An 18,044-nucleotide genomic window follows, 5' to 3' on the forward strand; every position below is an offset into this window, starting at 1 on the left:
ATGCCCGCCGACCAACACGACGGCGAGACCGTCACGCAGATCCCCGACGGCGACCGGGCCGTTCGTTTGCTGGAAGGGTTCGCGATGCTTGGTGCTGCCAGCGCCACCACGGGTTTCAAAAGGCTGAAGATGGAGCCGGGATTTCCCAGGCCATTTTTGTTCGGTCACCGCCGGTTCTTCCTGCAGTCCGAGTTGCTGGCGAATCTGGCGCGCTTTGCCGCGCAGCGCGTCGGCGAACAGGCCCCCCGCGTCAGAATAGTTGCCGCCTTGATAGGACCATCCCTGGGGGCGTCAATGAAGGTAGAACGTGGCTCGATACGGACAAGGATTCAAGGACCGCGCGGTAGCGCGGCTGTTGCCGCCTGAAAGCGCGGCGGTGGAAGACGTGGCGTTAGCAGTGGGAGTGGGTGCCCAGACCTTGCAGCGTTGGCGAGAGCAGACGCAGTCCGGGCCGGTGAAGGCTCGGACGTGGACCGCGGGATCGCGTCTGGAGGCGGTGATTGCAACAGCACCGATGGCCGAAGCGGATCGGAGTGTGTGGTGCCGGGAACAGGGTGTATTTCCGACGGAGTTGGAGAAGTGGCGGGCCAGCGCAACGGCCGCACTGGCGGAACCCGAAGAAGCCCGTGCCAGTCCGCAGGCGACGCGACAGGACCGCAAGCGCATCAAGGAGCTGGAGCGCGACCTGCTGCGCAAGGACCGGGCGCTGGCGGAGACGGCGGCTCTGCTGGTCCTTTCAAAAAAACTCGCGGCGATCTTCAACAAGGCAGAGGACGAATGATCGACCTCGAAGATCGCCAACGCCTGGCCCACAACATTCAAATCGCCCAGGGTGCCGGTGCCCGGCTGCACGCCGCGTGCGACACCGCGGGCATCGACACCCGCACCCTGCAGCGCTGGAGAGCGTGCGGGGGGCTCGTGGACGGCGATGGAAGGCCCCAGGCCGTCCGACCCACACCGGCGCATGCCCTGAGCCTGGCCGAGCGTGCCGAGCTCTTGCGCGTGGCTAATGAGCCGCGCTTTGAGGCCGTGCCGCCAGCGCGCATCGTGCCGATGCTGGCCGACGAAGGCGTGTACCTAGCCAGCGAGTCCAGCTTCGCGCGTGTGCTGCGAGCACATGGCCAAGCCACTCACCGTGGACGCGCCCGCGAGCCGCACACGGTACGCCCACCGACCACCCACATCGCCACTGCACCGCGCCAGGTGTGGTGCTGGGACATGACCTATCTGCCGGCCACGGTGCTGGGACGCTGGTATCACCTCTACCTGATTCTCGACCTCTACAGCCGCAAGATCGTCGGCTGGGAGGTCCATGACCGCGACCATGCCGATCACGCAGCGCATCTGGTGCGGCGCACCGCCCTGGCAGAGGGCATTGCGGCCCTGGTGAACAAGCCCGTGCTGCACGGCGACAACGGCGCCACGCTCAAGGCCACCACGGTGCTGGCGATGCTGCACTGGCTCGGAGTGAAGCCCTCCTACTCGCGGCCGCGGGTGAGCGACGACAACGCCTACGCGGAATCGCTCTTCCGCACCGCCAAGTACCGGCCCGAGTTTCCGGCCAGAGGATTCGAAGACCTGGCGGCAGCGCGCGCCTGGGCAGCCGGCTTCGTGCGCTGGTACAACATCGATCATCGCCACAGCGGCATCCGCTACGTCAGCCCGGCACAGCGCCACGACGGCAGCGATGGTCCGATCCTGGCGGCGCGCCACGCGCTCTACGCCCAAGCCCGCGAACGAAACCCTGCACGATGGTCAGGCGCAACGCGAAACTGGTCGCCGGTACTCGCCGTCACCCTCAACCCCGAACGCGACTGCGTCATCAACACCCACGTCGCCGAAACCTTTAAGCAACTCGCTGCATGAATGAGGCGGCAACTACCTTGACGCGCGCCGGTAGGTGGAGAGGTCGGCAAGTGCCCGCACTTCATACCACCGTATTCTGTACGTGCCAGGGCTGGCCTGAAAACAATCCAAACTGACTTGTTTTTCGTAAAGATATCGTGTACAGTTATCAACGTACAGATAAGGTACCTTATCATGCGAATTGGCTACGCTCGCGTCTCGACTCAGGACCAGAATCCCGAACTGCAGCTCGACGCCTTGTCGGCGGCGGCGTGCGAGCAGGTTTTCCAGGAAAAGGTTTCGGGCCGCGTTCGTGAGCGGCCAGAACTGGAGGCTTGCCTGCGTACCCTGCGCAAAGGGGACACGCTGGTGGTTTGGAGGCTCGACCGGTTGGGTCGCTCGCTGAAAGACCTCGTGGAGATTATTCACGGGTTGGAAGCACGCGGTGTGGTCTTCCGGTCGCTGACCGAGAGCATTGACACCTCCAGTGCGGGGGGGCGGCTGATATTCCACGTCTTCGGCGCGCTGGCCGAGTTCGAGCACAATCTGATTCGGGACCGCACCGTGGCCGGCCTTGCAGCGGCGCGTGCGCGAGGGCGAATGGGCGGGCGCCGTCCAAAGCTGTCCAAGGCCGATGTACGCAAGGCTGCTGCCATGCTCATGGACCCGATGATGACCAAGACCGAGGTGGCCGCGCATTTCGGGATATCGCGGGTGACGCTCAATGCCGCGCTTGACCGCGCGGGCTATCCGCAGAACCCGGCAGCATCGGTTCAGACGGTCACCGCGTAAGTGATCCTCCGCCGGACTTCGGTCATGCCGCGTCCCGTCGCCTACTCAGCCCCCCGCTGCCGCAATGCCTCGTACAACTGCCCGGGCCCGAGCAGAATCTCCAGTAGCCCTGCTCGGACCTTCTCCGAGTTCAATGCCTGAGTGCTCATGGCCGTGTTAGCGCTGAGCGCATCCATGATCGCGTTCATGAGTTGGCTGTTGAGGTCGGGCGAGTTTGCGAATTGCTCCTTGGAGTTGTTGCCGGCCTGGGTCATCAGGATGTCGGACTCCAGCAGCTTCCCCTTGAGCACGTTGTTCACGTACACCAGTTTGTCGTTGTCGGTGACCTCGCCCTCGAACAACTCGTTCACCTTGGCAATGATTTGCGCGAGGTAGATCTTCTCTTTCTCGCGCACCTCGCCGCTGCCGGCCTCGGTCAGGGGCTTGAGCTTGGTGGGGTCGCCGTAGCTGAGCGGCAGGTCCTGGGCCTCGTCTGACTTCAGGCGATGGTGCGTGAGCACAACCTTGCTCAGGTCCACCCCCTCGCGCTGGCGGCCGAATTCCAGCAGAGGTAGCAGGCGGCGGAAGAAGATGGCGCGCTTCTCGATGTCGGTGTTGCCGTAGTCGAAGATCTGGCTCAGGAACGTGTACACCCGAATGAAGGCACCGAGATTGCGCTGGAACAGTAGCAGCGCGTCCATTTCTTCCTTCGCCGCTTTCTCGCCGGCCTTGTCTTTCTTGGCGACGGCCACGACGTGGGCTTCGCGCGCGGCCTTGTATTTCTTCATCAGCCGGTCGGCGACGGGCTCCAGGGCCGCGGACAGCTCGGCCTGGGTGCCCTTGGGATTCAGCTCTGCACGCACCACGCGCTCAATTTCGTTGTCGTCGTAGTACCCGCTGGTGTCGAGCTGTGCGCGGAGGTCGTAGACCAGGTTCGGGTCGGTCACGCCGTCCAGCTCGGCGGTGGTGTGGTAGGTCTTGAACGCGGCCAGCACCTCGTCCGGGTCGTTCACGAAGTCCAGGACGTAGGTGGTGCCCTTGCCGGGGTGCGCGCGGTTAAGGCGGGAGAGTGTCTGCACCGCCTGCACGCCGGCCAGGCGCTTGTCCACGTACATGCCGCAGAGCAGCGGCTGATCGAACCCGGTCTGGAACTTGTTGGCGACGAGCAGGATGCCGTACTCGTCAGTAGCAAACGCCTGCCGGATGTCACGGCCTTTGAGATTGGGGTTGAGCGCGGCGGAGGTCTCGGTGAACGGGTCCGGTCCGGACTCCTTATCGTTCACCTCACCAGAGAACGCGGCGAGCGTGCCGATCTTGTAGCCCTGCCCCTTGATGTATTTCTCGATGGCGAGCTTCCAGCGCACAGCCTCGACGCGACTGGCGACCACCACCATCGCCTTGGCCTGACCGTTGAGCAGGGGTGCCACGTTCTCGCGGAAATGCTCGACGACGATCTGCACCTTCTGGCTGATGTTGTACGGGTGAAGCCGCACCCAGCGCATCAGGCCCTTCATGGCCTCGTCCCGCTCAACCTCCTTCTCGTCCCATTCCTTGCCGTTGTTCGCCAGCTTGAAGGCCAGCTTGTACGGCGTGTAGTTGCGCAGCACGTCGAGGATGAAGCCCTCCTCGATGGCCTGACGCATGGAGTAGACGTGGAACGGAGCGGGCAGGTTGTCGGGGCCAGCGGGTAGCTCAGGCTTGGGCCTGCGCCCGAACAGCTCCAGGGTCTTGGCCTTGGGCGTGGCGGTGAAGGCGACGTAGGTGATGCCGGCATCCGCGGCACGCGCGGTCATCTGCGCGGCCAGCACATCCTCCGTGCTCACTTCACCGCCGTCAGCCAGATCGCTCAACTCCTCGGCGGACAACAACTGCTTGAGCTTGGACGCGGCCTCGCCGGTCTGGCTGCTGTGCGCCTCGTCGGCGATCACCGCGAAGCGCTTGCCCTGCGTCGCCGCCAGCTCCTGCACGGCCGCCAGCGCGAACGGGAAGGTCTGGATGGTACAGACCACGATCTTCTTGTTGCCGGACAGTGCTTCTGCGAGCTGCGCGCTCTTCGCACCGGCCTCGTTCTTGATGGTGGCGACGACGCCGGTGGTGCGCTGGAAGTCGTAGATGGCTTCCTGCAACTGCGAGTCGAGCACGTTGCGGTCGCTCACCACCAGCACGGTGTCGAACAGCTTCTGGTGCTGGTCATCGTGCAGGTCCGCCAGGAAGTGTGCGGTCCAGGCGATGGAGTTCGTCTTGCCCGAGCCGGCGGAGTGCTGGATCAGGTACTGCTGGCCCGGGCCTTCGCTGCGCACGGCGGCGAGCAGCGCGCGGGTGGCATCGAGCTGGTGGTAGCGCGGGAAGATGATCGCCTTGATCTTCTTCTTGTCGTCGCGAGGTGCGACGAGGTAACGGCCGATGATCTCCAGCCAGCTCTCGCGTGCCCAGACTCTCTCCCACAGATAGCTGGTGCGGTGGCCAACAGGATTCACCGGGTTGCCGGCCGCGCCGTTGTCGCCCTGGTTGAACGGCAGGAAGGTGGTCGCGGGGCCGGCCAGCTTGGTGCTCATGCGCACCTCGCTGTTGCTGACCGCGAAATGCACCAGCGCACCGCGCGGAAAATCCAGCAGCGGATCGGCGGCGTTCTGGCCCTTGGGCTTAGGGTGACGATCGAAGCGGTACTGATCCACCGCGTCGTCGATGCTTTGCGTGAAGTCGGTCTTCAGCTCCACCGTGGCCACGGGGATGCCGTTTAGAAACAGCACGAGGTCAATACAGTTCTCGTTGTGCAGAGAATAGCGAAGCTGCCGCACCACGCGCAGTCGATTGGATTCGTAGCGCGCCATGATCTCGGTGTTCATCGCCAGCGCCGGCTTGAACTGCGCCAGCGACAGGGGCTGTTTGAGGCCGAGCAGCTCCACACCGTGACGCAGCACGTCCAGGGTGCCGCGGTCGTCGAGTTGCTTACGGATGCGGTCGAGCAGCACCGACTCCGCGCCAGCGCCGTGGCTCTTACTCAGCACCGGCGCGCGTCAAGGTAGTTGCCGCCTCATTCATGCAGCGAGTTGCTTAAAGGTTTCGGCGACGTGGGTGTTGATGACGCAGTCGCGTTCGGGGTTGAGGGTGACGGCGAGTACCGGCGACCAGTTTCGCGTTGCGCCTGACCATCGTGCAGGGTTTCGTTCGCGGGCTTGGGCGTAGAGCGCGTGGCGCGCCGCCAGGATCGGACCATCGCTGCCGTCGTGGCGCTGTGCCGGGCTGACGTAGCGGATGCCGCTGTGGCGATGATCGATGTTGTACCAGCGCACGAAGCCGGCTGCCCAGGCGCGCGCTGCCGCCAGGTCTTCGAATCCTCTGGCCGGAAACTCGGGCCGGTACTTGGCGGTGCGGAAGAGCGATTCCGCGTAGGCGTTGTCGTCGCTCACCCGCGGCCGCGAGTAGGAGGGCTTCACTCCGAGCCAGTGCAGCATCGCCAGCACCGTGGTGGCCTTGAGCGTGGCGCCGTTGTCGCCGTGCAGCACGGGCTTGTTCACCAGGGCCGCAATGCCCTCTGCCAGGGCGGTGCGCCGCACCAGATGCGCTGCGTGATCGGCATGGTCGCGGTCATGGACCTCCCAGCCGACGATCTTGCGGCTGTAGAGGTCGAGAATCAGGTAGAGGTGATACCAGCGTCCCAGCACCGTGGCCGGCAGATAGGTCATGTCCCAGCACCACACCTGGCGCGGTGCAGTGGCGATGTGGGTGGTCGGTGGGCGTACCGTGTGCGGCTCGCGGGCGCGTCCACGGTGAGTGGCTTGGCCATGTGCTCGCAGCACACGCGCGAAGCTGGACTCGCTGGCTAGGTACACGCCTTCGTCGGCCAGCATCGGCACGATGCGCGCTGGCGGCACGGCCTCAAAGCGCGGCTCATTAGCCACGCGCAAGAGCTCGGCACGCTCGGCCAGGCTCAGGGCATGCGCCGGTGTGGGTCGGACGGCCTGGGGCCTTCCATCGCCGTCCACGAGCCCCCCGCACGCTCTCCAGCGCTGCAGGGTGCGGGTGTCGATGCCCGCGGTGTCGCACGCGGCGTGCAGCCGGGCACCGGCACCCTGGGCGATTTGAATGTTGTGGGCCAGGCGTTGGCGATCTTCGAGGTCGATCATTCGTCCTCTGCCTTGTTGAAGATCGCCGCGAGTTTTTTTGAAAGGACCAGCAGAGCCGCCGTCTCCGCCAGCGCCCGGTCCTTGCGCAGCAGGTCGCGCTCCAGCTCCTTGATGCGCTTGCGGTCCTGTCGCGTCGCCTGCGGACTGGCACGGGCTTCTTCGGGTTCCGCCAGTGCGGCCGTTGCGCTGGCCCGCCACTTCTCCAACTCCGTCGGAAATACACCCTGTTCCCGGCACCACACACTCCGATCCGCTTCGGCCATCGGTGCTGTTGCAATCACCGCCTCCAGACGCGATCCCGCGGTCCACGTCCGAGCCTTCACCGGCCCGGACTGCGTCTGCTCTCGCCAACGCTGCAAGGTCTGGGCACCCACTCCCACTGCTAACGCCACGTCTTCCACCGCCGCGCTTTCAGGCGGCAACAGCCGCGCTACCGCGCGGTCCTTGAATCCTTGTCCGTATCGAGCCACGTTCTACCTTCATTGACGCCCCCAGGGATGGTCCTATCAAGGCGGCAACTATTCTGACGCGGGGGGGCACCTCCCAGGCTTTCGGTTGCGTGGCCTGTACCCAGGCGAGCACGTCGGCCGGGTACAGCGCACGGGCGCGGTCGTAGCTTGGGGCGTCGCCAGCCGCGTAAAGCCAGCCATGCGTCGCGAGGTGGGCGCATAGGTCGTTCTCGAACTCGATTTCCTTGTGCAGGCTCATTCCCCATTGCCCTCGGTATCCACGCAAGTCCCGGCCGACCGCGGCCACCCTTCGCAACTCTTTGTTTTCAAAGCTGCTGTCGGTGTCTGGCGGGCCCAATTCACCGATATTGCCTCATCTCGTCAGGTAAACCTCGCCCCTTCAGACCGCCCACCACTGCACTACAATTGTCGCCGCACGACGGACCGCAACCTCTGCATGACCAAGACTGACATCCGTGACCAGCCGGCCTATACCCTGGCCGAAGCCTCCCGCTACCTCAAGGTGGCACCCGCTACGCTGCGCTCATGGTTTGTCGGACGGCCGTATCCCCGCGGAACCGGCGTCGTGCACACCAGCCCGCTGATCCGCCCGGTCAGCCATCCGCCGCCCAGCCTGTCGTTCTGGAATCTGATCGAAGCCCATGTACTGCGCTCCCTGCGCACCGATCACGGCGTCTCGATGGACGCGCTGCGCAAGGCCATCCGCTACGCGCAGAGCACGCTGAAGATCGAACGCCTGCTGCTGAGCACTGAGTTGAGAACCGACGCGGGCAAGCTGCTGCTGGAGCGCTATGGCCAATTGGTTGAGCTGTCTGCCTCGGGCCAGATTGCCCTGCGACACCTGTTCAACGCTCACCTCGCGCGCGTCGAGTGGGATGAATGGAAGTTCCCGGTAAGGCTCTACCCGTTCACCTCCAGCGGAATCGCCTCTGCGAGCGAGCGCGCTGTCTCGATCTCCGCGCAGATCGCCTTCGGCCGGCCGGTGCTCAACCGCAGCGGCGTGACCACCGGCACCATCGCCGAACGGATCGACTCCGGCGAATCCTCCGCCGACCTCGCGGAGGACTACGGGCTCACCGCCAGTGAGATCGAGGAGGCAGTGCTCTACGAGCGCGCTGCGTGATGCCGGTCCTGTTCACGGACCGGGACCTGGGTAAGAAATTTCCCGAGATTCTCCGGGACGCGGGCCTCACCGTTGAACGCCATGCTGATCACTTCGCGCCCGACTGCGCCGACGAAATCTGGCTGGCGGAAGTCGGCAAGCGCGGATGGATTGCTGTCACACACGACGGCCGCATCCGCTACAAGCCCAACGAGCTGGCCGCCGTCATCCAGCACTGCGTGCCCTTGCTGGTGGTCATTGGCCACGCGCCTTACCCTCAGTTGGCGCACGCGTTTGTTGCAACATGGCCCCGCATCCGTAGTTTCATCGAGCGACACGAGCCGCCGTACATCGCTAAGGTTTACCGGCCTGCACCAAGCGCCGCCACCGACGATGCTGCGGCGCCGGGCCGAGTTGAACTCTGGTACCCGAAAGTCGATTCCTATCGTCAGCGATCAGTGCTCGCAGCCGGAGCAGCCGGAAAAATCGGATGACCGAACACCTCTATACCCTCAAGAAGCGGCTTTCCCGCGGCGATGGTTGGCCATGGCTTGCCGTAGTCCTGCTGATTGTGGTCGCACTGGGATTTGTGCTGTGCGGCAAAAGTGCGAAGGTTGCCGGCATTGATCCGTCCACTCTGGCGTCGGCATCGATTGCTGCTGCGGCGGCACTTGCAGTGTATTTATTCCAATCGCACCAGACCGCGGAAAGGACACGCGAGTCCATCTACAGCGAGACTTTGTTTCTGGTATTCCGCTGCGCATGGGATTTCCACAGGCCGTGGTCCAGGTTGCACAGCCGAAGTCTCGACCCCGATCGTCAGCAGGTGGATGCGTTCCGGTTGCAGAAGTTTCTCCCAGACCAAGCGCACGTTTTCTCTGCGATGCGCGACACCTACGCCTTTTTGCATCCCGGAACCGTTGCCCAACTGCTTCGATTCCATCAGGCGCTGGAGCTGTGGCGCGGAGAGCTGCAGTTTCGAATTGATCGAGAGCCGGCGAGAAAATTCCATGGTGCGTCGAGCTATCCCCAGATCGACCTGGATCATCTGGTGAAGCGACTTGCGGACTCGCTACAACTCGGCGTTCGGGCGCTCGCCGTCCTTCGCGAAGAACTGTCGAATGCCGAACGAGTCGATTCGGCCTTTTGGGCGACGATCAAGTCGGACATCCATGAATCGATTGCACGGCGAACTTTCATCGTCGAAATGTCTGCGATGGCTGCGAGGTTGGCAGACAAGCCTGGTTTCTAATCGACGCGCGTAAATATTCCACGCACGTCGATCTGGCCAGTGACGGCGGCGGAGATCAGGGCGCTGCGGCGTTCTTTGAGGAGGGTGATCGCGCGCTCAGCCTCAAGAGTCAAGGCGCTGAAACGATTTTCTGTCGCTTCGATGTAACCACACACATCCGCCTGTTCTTGCATCGGAGGCAGTGCGATTCGGATCGCCTTGACGATATCGGTGTTCAGGTTGGGCTGGCCGGAACCCTGCTTTACCTCCTCGCGGATAGTCGGCGTCAGTGCAGCTAGGAACTGATAAATGAAATCCGGCGATAACCTGCCGTCGAGTTCCTCGAATCCGACAACGCCGTCATTGGCACAGGCATCGAACTTGAGAATCTTGGGCACACCCAGCGTTGCCCCGCTGTTAGAGTAGATAACCGTTCCGGATTTGAATACTCGGCTGCGGTCCATGCCCGCTGCCGTCAGATACTCGTCCACGCTGGTTAAATCCTTCATCTCGTCTTTGGTGATCTCCGCGACTGTCACCCAAGGGATGTGATCGCCGTCGAAGAATTCTGGATCGCCTGCGGGACGAGGCGAGGCTCCACGAACAACCGAGGACAGCGTGCGGAGGGCGCGCACCTCCCAATGCGCCGGCACATCACCGAGCCACTCGATGCCGGAGGGCTTCATCGGGGCATCGGGATTCAGGCCCTTGGTGACGGCATGGGAGATGACGGCCTGACGCTTCTCCTTGAGCAGCGCGATCAGCTTTTCCTGCTCCGCCACCAGCGCGTCGATCTTGCCGGTCTCGCGGTCGAGGAAGGTGGCGATGGCGGTTTGTTCGGCTGCGAGCGGTATCGGAAGCCGAATCGCTCCGAGGAAGCTGCGGGCGACACGGTCGCGTGTTCCTCCGCGACATTGGCCTTCAAGATAGCCAAGGTATTGAGCTGACGAGAGCAAGTACACGACGAAGCCGGCGTCATGATCTGTAGCAAGTTTCAAGATGGCGACATCTACAGAGGTGATCGCCTTCGCTCCAAGATCTGGCGCAATGCATGCGCGGCCGACTGGGTCTGCTAGACGACAGATCAGGACATTTCCTGGTTCAACCTCAGTGCACCGCAGCGCTCGGAATGTCTCCTCTGAGACGAATCGGAATCCCTGCTCTTTGTAATGTCCGACGCCGATATTTCCGGTCTGAATTAGGCGAACCCCGTCATCAGTAATGTACGGCGCCTCAATCCAGTCGCCATCGATAAACGTGTCGATTCCAGGGCGTGCGAGGGCTCTCAAGGCTTTGGGCTCCCAATGCGCCGGCACCTCCCCCAACCACTCCACCCCGCTGTACTTGTACTCGGGATACCGCGGAAAGCTCATGCCGCTCCCTCCCAGATCGGCGATTCGCGCCACAGCGCCGGAAATCCCATTGCCGCGACATCGACCTTGGGGTGTTCGTTCAGCAGAGCCAGCAGATGCTCTGGCCAGTGTGTACCCGGGCTGATAATGCCGAGCATGTAGGCCAGCATGACCAGCGTGTTGTGCATTCGCTTGGGCATCTCGGTGTTGAACGCGGCACCCAGCCACTCGGGCTTGGCGGGCACCTTCATGCCGATCGTCATTTCACGATTCCAAAGCCGGCTGTGATGCGCGCAGACATTGCGCACGTAGGTGAGGTGGTGGGCGAAGGACTTGATGATCTGCTCGTCAAGACCGTAGGGCCGCGCGATCTCTACGCGATCGGCACCGTCCGCGAGATTCTGGAACCAGAGCGACAGTTGGCCGAAGGACAGCAACTCGCAGATACCCCAGAACGGCGGCAACTCCGGCTCGGTGTATGTCTTGCGGTAGTGCAGCACGAAGGTTTCGTGGCTGCGTTGAAGCTCTTCCTTCAACTTCTCAACGCATTTGGCATGCTGCGCCGGTTTGCGGAACAGGGCCGGGTCCAGGTAGGCGTGGGCACCGTAACGCAGCGCGAGAACATGAGCCCATCTGGTGCGAAGCGAGACTTCCACACGCTCGATCGCATCCATGACCAAGAGCCGCAGCTTCCGGTCGAAACTGTAGAGGTCGATGATGTCGTCGAAGTCGGTGCCTGGTCGGAACAAGTGATCGCCCTGAACTGGCGACGACACTTCGTCAGGCAGCCAATACGCGCGCAGACGGTAATAGTTGATGTGGTGCAGGTGGTGCGCGGCGCGTTCACGATCCTGAATGATCATGCCGCGACGCAGGAGCTGATCGACCTGCTGTTCAACTGTCAGGGCCGGCTTCGCATACTTCACGGCCGGACTCCGGGCAATAAAAAACCCGCCCTGGTGCGCTTCCGTGGAGAGGCGTGACGGGTGTTGTTACGCAAATTGTGGGATGCCCGCTGAGAGATGCCAATAGCCGGCAGGCGGATTCTGCGTAACATATTGTTGTACTTGCACAAAAACACGCTCCGGCACCGTTTGTCATCGTCGCCACGAAAGCGCATTTCCGGCGAAACGGCGAGCTTGGCAAACGCGGGGGCCGCGGCCGGAACCGTTTCCATTGTGGAATTCGTTGAGTCGCGAGCCTTCCCGTTGCTGGCGACGATTTCACGTATGTGCAGTTTCTGCACATTGCTGCCCGCGACCCCGTTGTTCACGCCGACAGCCCCTTAATCATGTCCAGGATGCGGTCGGTGGTCTGCTTGAGTTCGGCGTCGATCACGGCCAGCGGGCGCGGCGGCTGGAAGACGTAGAAGTGACGGTTGAACGGGATCTCGTACCCGACCTTGGTCTTCTCGTGGTCGATCCAAGCGTCGGGAGCGTGAGGCAGCACCTCGCGCTTGAAGTAGGTCTCCACGTCCTCGTGCAGAGGCACGTTCTCGGTGTCGCGCAGGTTGCTGTCTGACTGCGGCTTGCCCTTCTGCTTGCCCTTGGCGCCGAGCACCGGCTTGCCGTGCTCGTCCTTGAGCGGGCGCTCGACGGTGATCGTGCGGTAGCCGAAGTCTTCGTTCTTGAAGATCGGGAGATGGGCTTGTCGCCGTCCGAGGCTTCCTCGAAACCACCGAACAAACGGGTGATGCGCTCGATGTGCGCGTCCGACAATTCCTTGCGCTTGCTGCCCAGGCTCTTGCGCATCTTCTGCCAGAAGCCGCTGGCATCGATGAGCTGCACCTTGCCCTTGCGCGCGGCCGGCTTGCGGTTGCTGACGATCCAGACGTAGGTGCTGATGCCGGTGTTGTAGAACATGTCCACCGGCAGGCCGACGATGGCCTCCAGCAGGTCGTTCTCCAGCACGTAGCGGCGGATCTCGCTCTCGCCGCTGCCGGCGCCGCCGGTGAACAGGGGCGAGCCATTGAGCACGATGCCGAAGCGGCTGCCGCCGTCCTTGGCCGGGCGCATCTTGGCGATCAGGTGCAGCAGGAACAGCATGGAGCCGTCGCTCACGCGCGGCAGGCCGGGGCCGAATCGGCCGTTGAAGCCCTGGCTCTCGTGTTCCTTGCGAACGTCCTTTTCGACCTTTTTCCACTCCACGCCGAACGGCGGGTTGGAGAGCATGTAGTCGAACTGCTTCGCCGGGTGGCCGTCGTCGCTCAGGGTATTGCCGAAGGCGATGCTGGTGACATCCTGGCCCTTGATGAGCATGTCCGCCTTGCAGATGGCGTAGGACTCCGGGTTCAGTTCCTGGCCGAAGACTGAAAGGCGGGCGCCGGGGTTGTGCTCGGCCAGATACTCGCCCGCGATGCTGAGCATGCCGCCGGTGCCGGCGGTGGGGTCATAGATGGTGCGGACCACGCCGGGTCTGGAGAGCACGTCGTCGTCCTCGACGAAGATCAGGTTCACCATCAGTCGGATCACCTCGCGCGGGGTGAAGTGCTCACCGGCCGTTTCGTTGGAGATTTCTGCGAATTTGCGAATCAGTTCCTCGAAGACCAGGCCCATCCTGTGGTTGTCGACGGCTTCCGGGTGCAGGTCGATGCCGGCGAACTTCTCGGAAACCTGGTAGAGCAGCCGCGCCTTGGCCAGCCGGTCAATCTGCGCGTGGAATTCGAAGCGCTCGAAGATATCCAGCACCGCTGGCGAGAACGCTTGGACGTAGCTGTAGAGGTTCTCGCGGATGTGGTCCTGGTCGCCCATGAGCGTCTTCATGTCCAGGGGCGAGGTGTTGTACAGCCCGCGCTGGCCACTCTTGCGCTCCAGGAACGGCTCGGGGTTCAGGCCAGCCTTGGTCTTGGCCTCGAACTCGGCGAGCACCGCGGCCTTGCTCGGCTCCAGCACGCAGTCCAGGCGGCGAAGCACGGTGAACGGCAGGATCACCCGGCCGTACTCGGACTGCTTGTAGTCGCCACGCAACAGGTCGGCGACGGACCAGATGAAGGCGGAAAGGGCGGGTTGGTTCACGTTGCAATGGTTCTTGTCAGCCAACCGCCCGGCCACGTCATCGCGGCAGGGTGGGCGGGTGCCGGAAGTGGCATTCGGGACCGTTTTGAGCCGAGCATTAAGATGACCTCGAGGAAAAAATCTAACTCATTCAATAGTGTACACGTCTGTAGCGCACATCTCTATCCGTGAGCAACTGTGGAGAGCTCCCACTCGCCGGCCATATTGTCACCTCCGTCCGTGGCGATGAACCCACATGCTGAAGGATGGTCCTGAATGAACCGCTTGGTCCCCCCGCGTGAAGGTATGCGAGTCGTCGGCGTGAGGTCGCCGACGACCTTCTACGCTCTTATCGCTGCAGGCGAGCTGCCACCGCTGATCAAGCGCGGGCGCAACTGCTTTCACCTCGAATCTGACCTGATCGCGTATTTGGAACGACTGGCCGCGGGGCGGGTGAAGCCATTGCCGCCCTCAAGCAGTCGAGCGAGGTGAAAACATGAGCCAAGCATTTACCAAGCTGTTCTCGTCGATCACAGAGAGCACGGTCTGGGGCGAGCCGTACCCGACTCGGATTCTGTGGATAGCCATGCTGGCGATGGCCGACCGCGACGGGCGCGTGAACGCCAGTGTGCCCGGACTAGCACGGCGCGCCGGCATTACGCTGGAGGAATGCGAGACGGCACTGGCGACATTCCTGAAGCCCGACAGGTACAGCCGCACACCGGATCATGAGGGCCGCCGAATCAAGACCGCGGACGGCGGCTGGAGCCTTCTGAACTACGCGAAGTACCGCAACCAGCGAGACGAAGAAACCAAGCGAGCGGCTGACGCGGAACGCCAGCGCCTCCATCGTGACGTTAAGCGATCCGCCAAGGCTGCGGCATCCGCTTCACCCGCCGATTGTCACGACGAAAGCGTGACCGGGCGTGACAGTCACGCAATGTCACAAGAAGTCGCCCAAGCAGAAGCAGAAGCAGAAGCAGAAGCAGACAAGAACAACACTGAGCGCGTTCGCGCTCGTCCGACTTCGATCTCCATCGCCGATCTCGTCGCTGAGGGCGTGAGTGAGAGCGCGGCGGCTGATTGGCTCGCATTACGGAAGCACAAGCGCGCACCCCTGACTCCCCGTGCTTGGGAAGCCCTCAAGCGTGAGGCGGGCAAAGCTGGATGGACCCTCGACGCAGCGGTGAGCAAAGCCGCCGAGAGGGGCTGGCAGAACTTCGAGGCCGAATGGGTCCAGAACTCTGGGGCGAAGACGAAGCGAACAAGCCGACTCGACGTTCCGCCCGTTGGCACAAATTACGGGAGCATCTAATGAATTCGATCCTCAAATCACTGATGGAGAAGGCGGTCGGTAATTGCCAAGTACACGGCGACTTCGAGACCCCCACGTTCACCGGTAGACCGCCGCCGTGCCCGACGTGTGCCGAGCTGGGAATCCGTGATCGGCAGGCCAAAGCCCGCGAGTCAGCAGCGCCGACAGATCGCTTACTCAGCGCATCGGGTGTTCCGCTCCGGTATCGCGGTGCCCGTATTGAGCACGTCGCCACCCCGTACCGTGAAAAGCTGTCGAAGTGGGCGGATCGAGCTGAGAATCGGTATGCGCCGCTACTCATGATCGGGAACGTTGGGACGGGGAAAACCTACGCGGCCGCTGCTGTCATCCGTGCGATGTCCGAGCACGGGGTGCAGGCGTTGTTTGGGAGCGAGGCCGATTACCTGCGGGAGATCCGTGCGTCCTGGGACTCGAAGGACATCACCGAGCAATCTGTCTTTCGGCGTTGGGCGGGTGCCCATGTTCTGTTCCTGGACGACATTGGCGCTGCGCGAGGAAACGAGAACGATGCGATGCGGCTTCACGAGCTGATAGCCACGCGCTACAACAACCTGCGTACTACGGCCTTCATATCGAACCTCACACCCGAGGCGCTACGCGATGCCGTCGGCGAGCGGGCTTATGACCGCATGAGGGACGGCGCGACGCAAATGACGATGACAGGTCCATCTCGACGGAAGGCGGCATGAGCGAACAACCCCGCCGGTGAGGCCACGCAAGTCCGACCCCGCGAACGCTGGACGCACGACCAGAGGGCTTGCTGACCGTGAGGAGAAGTTCTGACGGCGAACGTAAAGCAGGCACCCGGCGACGGCGCCCGGGCCGCGGCGGGGAAGTTAGGTCAGCTCCTCGAAGATGCCCTGCATGAGTTCCGGGAAGCCCTGGACGACCAGGAGAGAGGGCCGCCGCGCGACGCCGTAGATGCGTGCCGTTGGCAGCCGAAGCCAACCTGCAGGAAATCTTGGGCGCTGCCGACGACTGTCCTTGCCGGCTGGCCGGGGAAAATTTTTTCTCATGAGCAGCGCGAAGGTGCGATTTCGCCGTGGAAGCTCCGAATCCTCAGTGGCTGGGAAGAACCAGCAGATGGTTTTCGTGCGCCGGGCCATTGCCGCGAAGCACGCTCGGGTGATCGGGAAAGCGATGCCGCATCACCTGCCCGCAACGTGGGCGCAGGTCTTCTCGATCTCAGCGATCTCAGCGGTCACCACGTCAAGGCAGTCTCGGCCACCGGCTTCAGTTCCCGCGGGCTGGCGCCGCTCTTGGCCAAGTCCTTGAGCGTGTCCAGCTTGGGGATGATGTCCGGCGCCCGGTCAGCAGCACCCAGGGCCAGGCGCGACACGTCGTGCAGGTACTGTTGCCCGCGCTCGAACACCCGCTTGAAATCCTTGTCGACCTGCGCCTTGTGGTACTGCGTGCCCACCGTCTTGTGCCAGACATTGAAAGTCTTGCGCGTCTCGAACAGGTCGTTCAGGCGCTGCTGGACCTTGGGGATGGCGTCGGCAAGCTGGAAGTCGGCGCCCGAGTCGCCCGGCTCTGATGCCTGCCGGCTGCTCTCAATGCCCGTCAGGCCGAGCAAATGCGGCGCCGGCCAAGTGCCGTGATCGGCCTCGAAGGCCCGCACTTCGCTGGGGGTGAGCGATTCATGCACCGTGAAACCCATGCGCTCGTACACGCCGGGCTTGAACATGGTGCCGCTGGTCGGCTCGAACACCTCGCCGTCCGGGAGTCGCACGACAGCGTGCCAGTCGTTCGGGCCGATCCAAGAACGCTGGCCGACCAGCATGTCGCCAAGTCCTTCGACAGCCGACTTCGCCGAATACTGGAAGCAGCCTCCAGGTTCCAGCCCTTTGTCGTTCAGATCGCCGCGCCGACGCGCGGCCTGAGCTTGCAGAAGATTCAGGGCTTCCGGGGCGGTCTGCCGGAAAGCGCGCAGAGTTCGCTCAGAGAAAGATCCTTCACCCGCTTCTCGAAGTAACCCCGTTGATCGGTCCCCGGGGTCGATGCCGCCGTCGGCGGCGTCCGCTCGTTTGCGGGCATGCTGCTTGGAGTCGCCGAAGAAGAATCGACGGCCTTGGTCGGTGAGGCGGACTGCGACATGAGTAGCTCCCGAACTGAGCTTGGATGGTAGAACGAAAACGCCCTCGCGGTCAGTGCTCCCAAGTCTCCGCTCGTCGGACAGCGATGCCGCCATCGGCTGCGCGTCGGCAGTCGGCGCCCGCTCGCCGCCGCGCTGCACGTACTTGCGCGCCGGGATGATGAACTGAGCAACGATGTCGGCGTCAGTCATGCGCAGCGGCACGCCCAACTTGCGCAGGAACGCGCGGATCTCCGATCAATTGCCGTGCATCTTCGAGCACGGTTTACGAATATGCACTGTGGAGATGCGCGCGCGGCAAACCTCACGATGGGCGGACATCCCCCGCCAAGGAAAACTGCACATGAGCAACCCGGTGAAGACGCTACTCGCGGCGGGCGGCGGCTATGCGGCCAGCGGCGGCTCCGGCGCAGTGGCGGCGCCAGTCATCGGCATGATGGCGCGGCGCGGCGCGCGACAGGCCACGGTGCGCAACCTGGAACAGTTGCAGAAGCTGGCTGCGGCCGGCGCAGATCCGCGTTACATCGTGTCGCGGTATGCCAAAGCGGCCGGTCCGCAGGCAACGCCCGGTGAGTTGTCCCAATTCCTGGTCACCGCGCCCCGTAAGGACCTGATCGAGCTGGCGGCCAAGGTCAACGGAATGAAGGGGCCGAATCGCAAGCTCGCGGCGGATGCGCTGGTCCTGGCGATGACGGGGCAAGTGGCACCTGAACTTTGATAGG

The 18,044-nt window shown here is 63.2% G+C and carries 15 protein-coding genes and 1 pseudogene; 9 read left to right on the forward strand and 7 right to left on the reverse strand.

Going from position 1 to position 18,044, the window contains the following annotated elements; translation table 11 throughout:
• The 3 genes from ACOOHP_RS07275 to ACOOHP_RS07285 all read left to right on the forward strand — a co-directional run bounded on the left by ACOOHP_RS07275 (position 1) and on the right by ACOOHP_RS07285 (position 2,637).
• Positions 1–366: a hypothetical protein gene (locus ACOOHP_RS07275; protein ID WP_420465791.1), complete on the forward strand. Its 366-nt coding sequence runs from the start codon at positions 1–3 to the stop codon at positions 364–366.
• A protein-coding gene (locus tag ACOOHP_RS07280) for an IS3 family transposase (RefSeq protein ID WP_420465030.1) occupies positions 308–1,866 on the forward strand; the annotation gives its coding sequence in 2 pieces (ribosomal slippage) (positions 308–746 and positions 746–1,866; 1,560 coding nt in all). The genes ACOOHP_RS07275 and ACOOHP_RS07280 overlap by 59 nt, the downstream gene beginning before the upstream one ends.
• A gap of 174 nt (positions 1,867–2,040) precedes the next feature.
• The gene (locus ACOOHP_RS07285; RefSeq protein ID WP_420465792.1) at positions 2,041–2,637 is read left to right on the forward strand and encodes a recombinase family protein; all 597 of its coding nucleotides are present in this window, start codon (positions 2,041–2,043) and stop codon (positions 2,635–2,637) included.
• Between the two features lie 41 nt (positions 2,638–2,678).
• Here the strand turns inward: ACOOHP_RS07285 and ACOOHP_RS07290 are convergent, their stop codons facing one another.
• A complete protein-coding gene (locus ACOOHP_RS07290) occupies positions 2,679–5,624 on the reverse strand; it encodes a type I restriction endonuclease subunit R (RefSeq protein WP_420465793.1) in 2,946 nt (981 codons plus the stop codon).
• 30 nt (positions 5,625–5,654) lie between these two features.
• A protein-coding gene (locus ACOOHP_RS07295) for an IS3 family transposase (RefSeq protein ID WP_420465030.1) occupies positions 5,655–7,213 on the reverse strand; the annotation gives its coding sequence in 2 pieces (ribosomal slippage) (positions 5,655–6,775 and positions 6,775–7,213; 1,560 coding nt in all).
• Positions 7,214–7,649: 436 nt separating this feature from the next.
• Between ACOOHP_RS07295 and ACOOHP_RS07300 the strand changes: the two genes are divergently transcribed.
• The 3 genes from ACOOHP_RS07300 to ACOOHP_RS07310 are packed head-to-tail and all read left to right on the forward strand — an operon-like array spanning position 7,650 to position 9,567.
• Positions 7,650–8,336, forward strand: coding sequence for a DUF433 domain-containing protein (locus tag ACOOHP_RS07300; protein ID WP_420465794.1), 687 nt, complete (start codon positions 7,650–7,652; stop codon positions 8,334–8,336).
• Complete coding sequence (locus ACOOHP_RS07305) at positions 8,336–8,809, forward strand: hypothetical protein (protein ID WP_420466957.1); 474 nt, start codon at positions 8,336–8,338, stop codon at positions 8,807–8,809. Before ACOOHP_RS07300 ends, ACOOHP_RS07305 begins: the two co-directional genes overlap by 1 nt.
• The gene (locus ACOOHP_RS07310; protein WP_420465795.1) at positions 8,806–9,567 is read left to right on the forward strand and encodes a hypothetical protein; all 762 of its coding nucleotides are present in this window, start codon (positions 8,806–8,808) and stop codon (positions 9,565–9,567) included. The genes ACOOHP_RS07305 and ACOOHP_RS07310 overlap by 4 nt, the downstream gene beginning before the upstream one ends.
• Here the strand turns inward: ACOOHP_RS07310 and ACOOHP_RS07315 are convergent.
• From ACOOHP_RS07315 to ACOOHP_RS07330, 4 genes and pseudogenes are all read right to left on the reverse strand, one after another.
• A complete protein-coding gene (locus ACOOHP_RS07315; protein ID WP_420465796.1) occupies positions 9,564–10,919 on the reverse strand; it encodes a restriction endonuclease subunit S in 1,356 nt (451 codons plus the stop codon). The two genes, ACOOHP_RS07310 and ACOOHP_RS07315, sit on opposite strands and share 4 nt — an antisense overlap.
• Positions 10,916–11,824: an Abi family protein gene (locus ACOOHP_RS07320; RefSeq protein WP_420465797.1), complete on the reverse strand. Its 909-nt coding sequence runs from the start codon at positions 11,822–11,824 to the stop codon at positions 10,916–10,918. Before ACOOHP_RS07320 ends, ACOOHP_RS07315 begins: the two co-directional genes overlap by 4 nt.
• Positions 11,821–12,171, reverse strand: coding sequence for a hypothetical protein (locus tag ACOOHP_RS07325; protein WP_420465798.1), 351 nt, complete (start codon positions 12,169–12,171; stop codon positions 11,821–11,823). Before ACOOHP_RS07325 ends, ACOOHP_RS07320 begins: the two co-directional genes overlap by 4 nt.
• Positions 12,168–13,912, reverse strand: a pseudogene (locus ACOOHP_RS07330) (type I restriction-modification system subunit M). The gene ACOOHP_RS07325 and the pseudogene ACOOHP_RS07330 overlap by 4 nt, the downstream one beginning before the upstream one ends.
• 475 nt (positions 13,913–14,387) lie before the next feature.
• On the opposite strand from ACOOHP_RS07330, the gene ACOOHP_RS07335 reads away from it, so the two are divergent.
• Positions 14,388–15,206 (forward strand): hypothetical protein, encoded by an 819-nt coding sequence (locus tag ACOOHP_RS07335; protein WP_420465799.1) that lies wholly within the window; start codon positions 14,388–14,390, stop codon positions 15,204–15,206.
• Entirely contained in the window at positions 15,206–15,916 is a 711-nt protein-coding gene (locus ACOOHP_RS07340; protein WP_420465800.1) for an ATP-binding protein, read from the forward strand. The genes ACOOHP_RS07335 and ACOOHP_RS07340 overlap by 1 nt, the downstream gene beginning before the upstream one ends.
• A gap of 512 nt (positions 15,917–16,428) precedes the next feature.
• Here the strand turns inward: ACOOHP_RS07340 and ACOOHP_RS07345 are convergent.
• Positions 16,429–17,526, reverse strand: coding sequence for a hypothetical protein (locus ACOOHP_RS07345; RefSeq protein ID WP_420465801.1), 1,098 nt, complete (start codon positions 17,524–17,526; stop codon positions 16,429–16,431).
• Here ACOOHP_RS07345 and ACOOHP_RS07350 point away from each other — a divergent pair.
• On the forward strand, positions 17,513–18,040 hold the full coding sequence (locus tag ACOOHP_RS07350; protein ID WP_420465802.1) for a hypothetical protein: 528 nt from the start codon (positions 17,513–17,515) through the stop codon (positions 18,038–18,040). The two genes, ACOOHP_RS07345 and ACOOHP_RS07350, sit on opposite strands and share 14 nt — an antisense overlap.
• The last annotated feature ends 4 nt before the right edge of the window (positions 18,041–18,044 follow it).

This window comes from Panacagrimonas sp. (assembly GCF_965216805.1).
GTDB lineage: Bacteria > Pseudomonadota > Gammaproteobacteria > Nevskiales > Nevskiaceae > Panacagrimonas.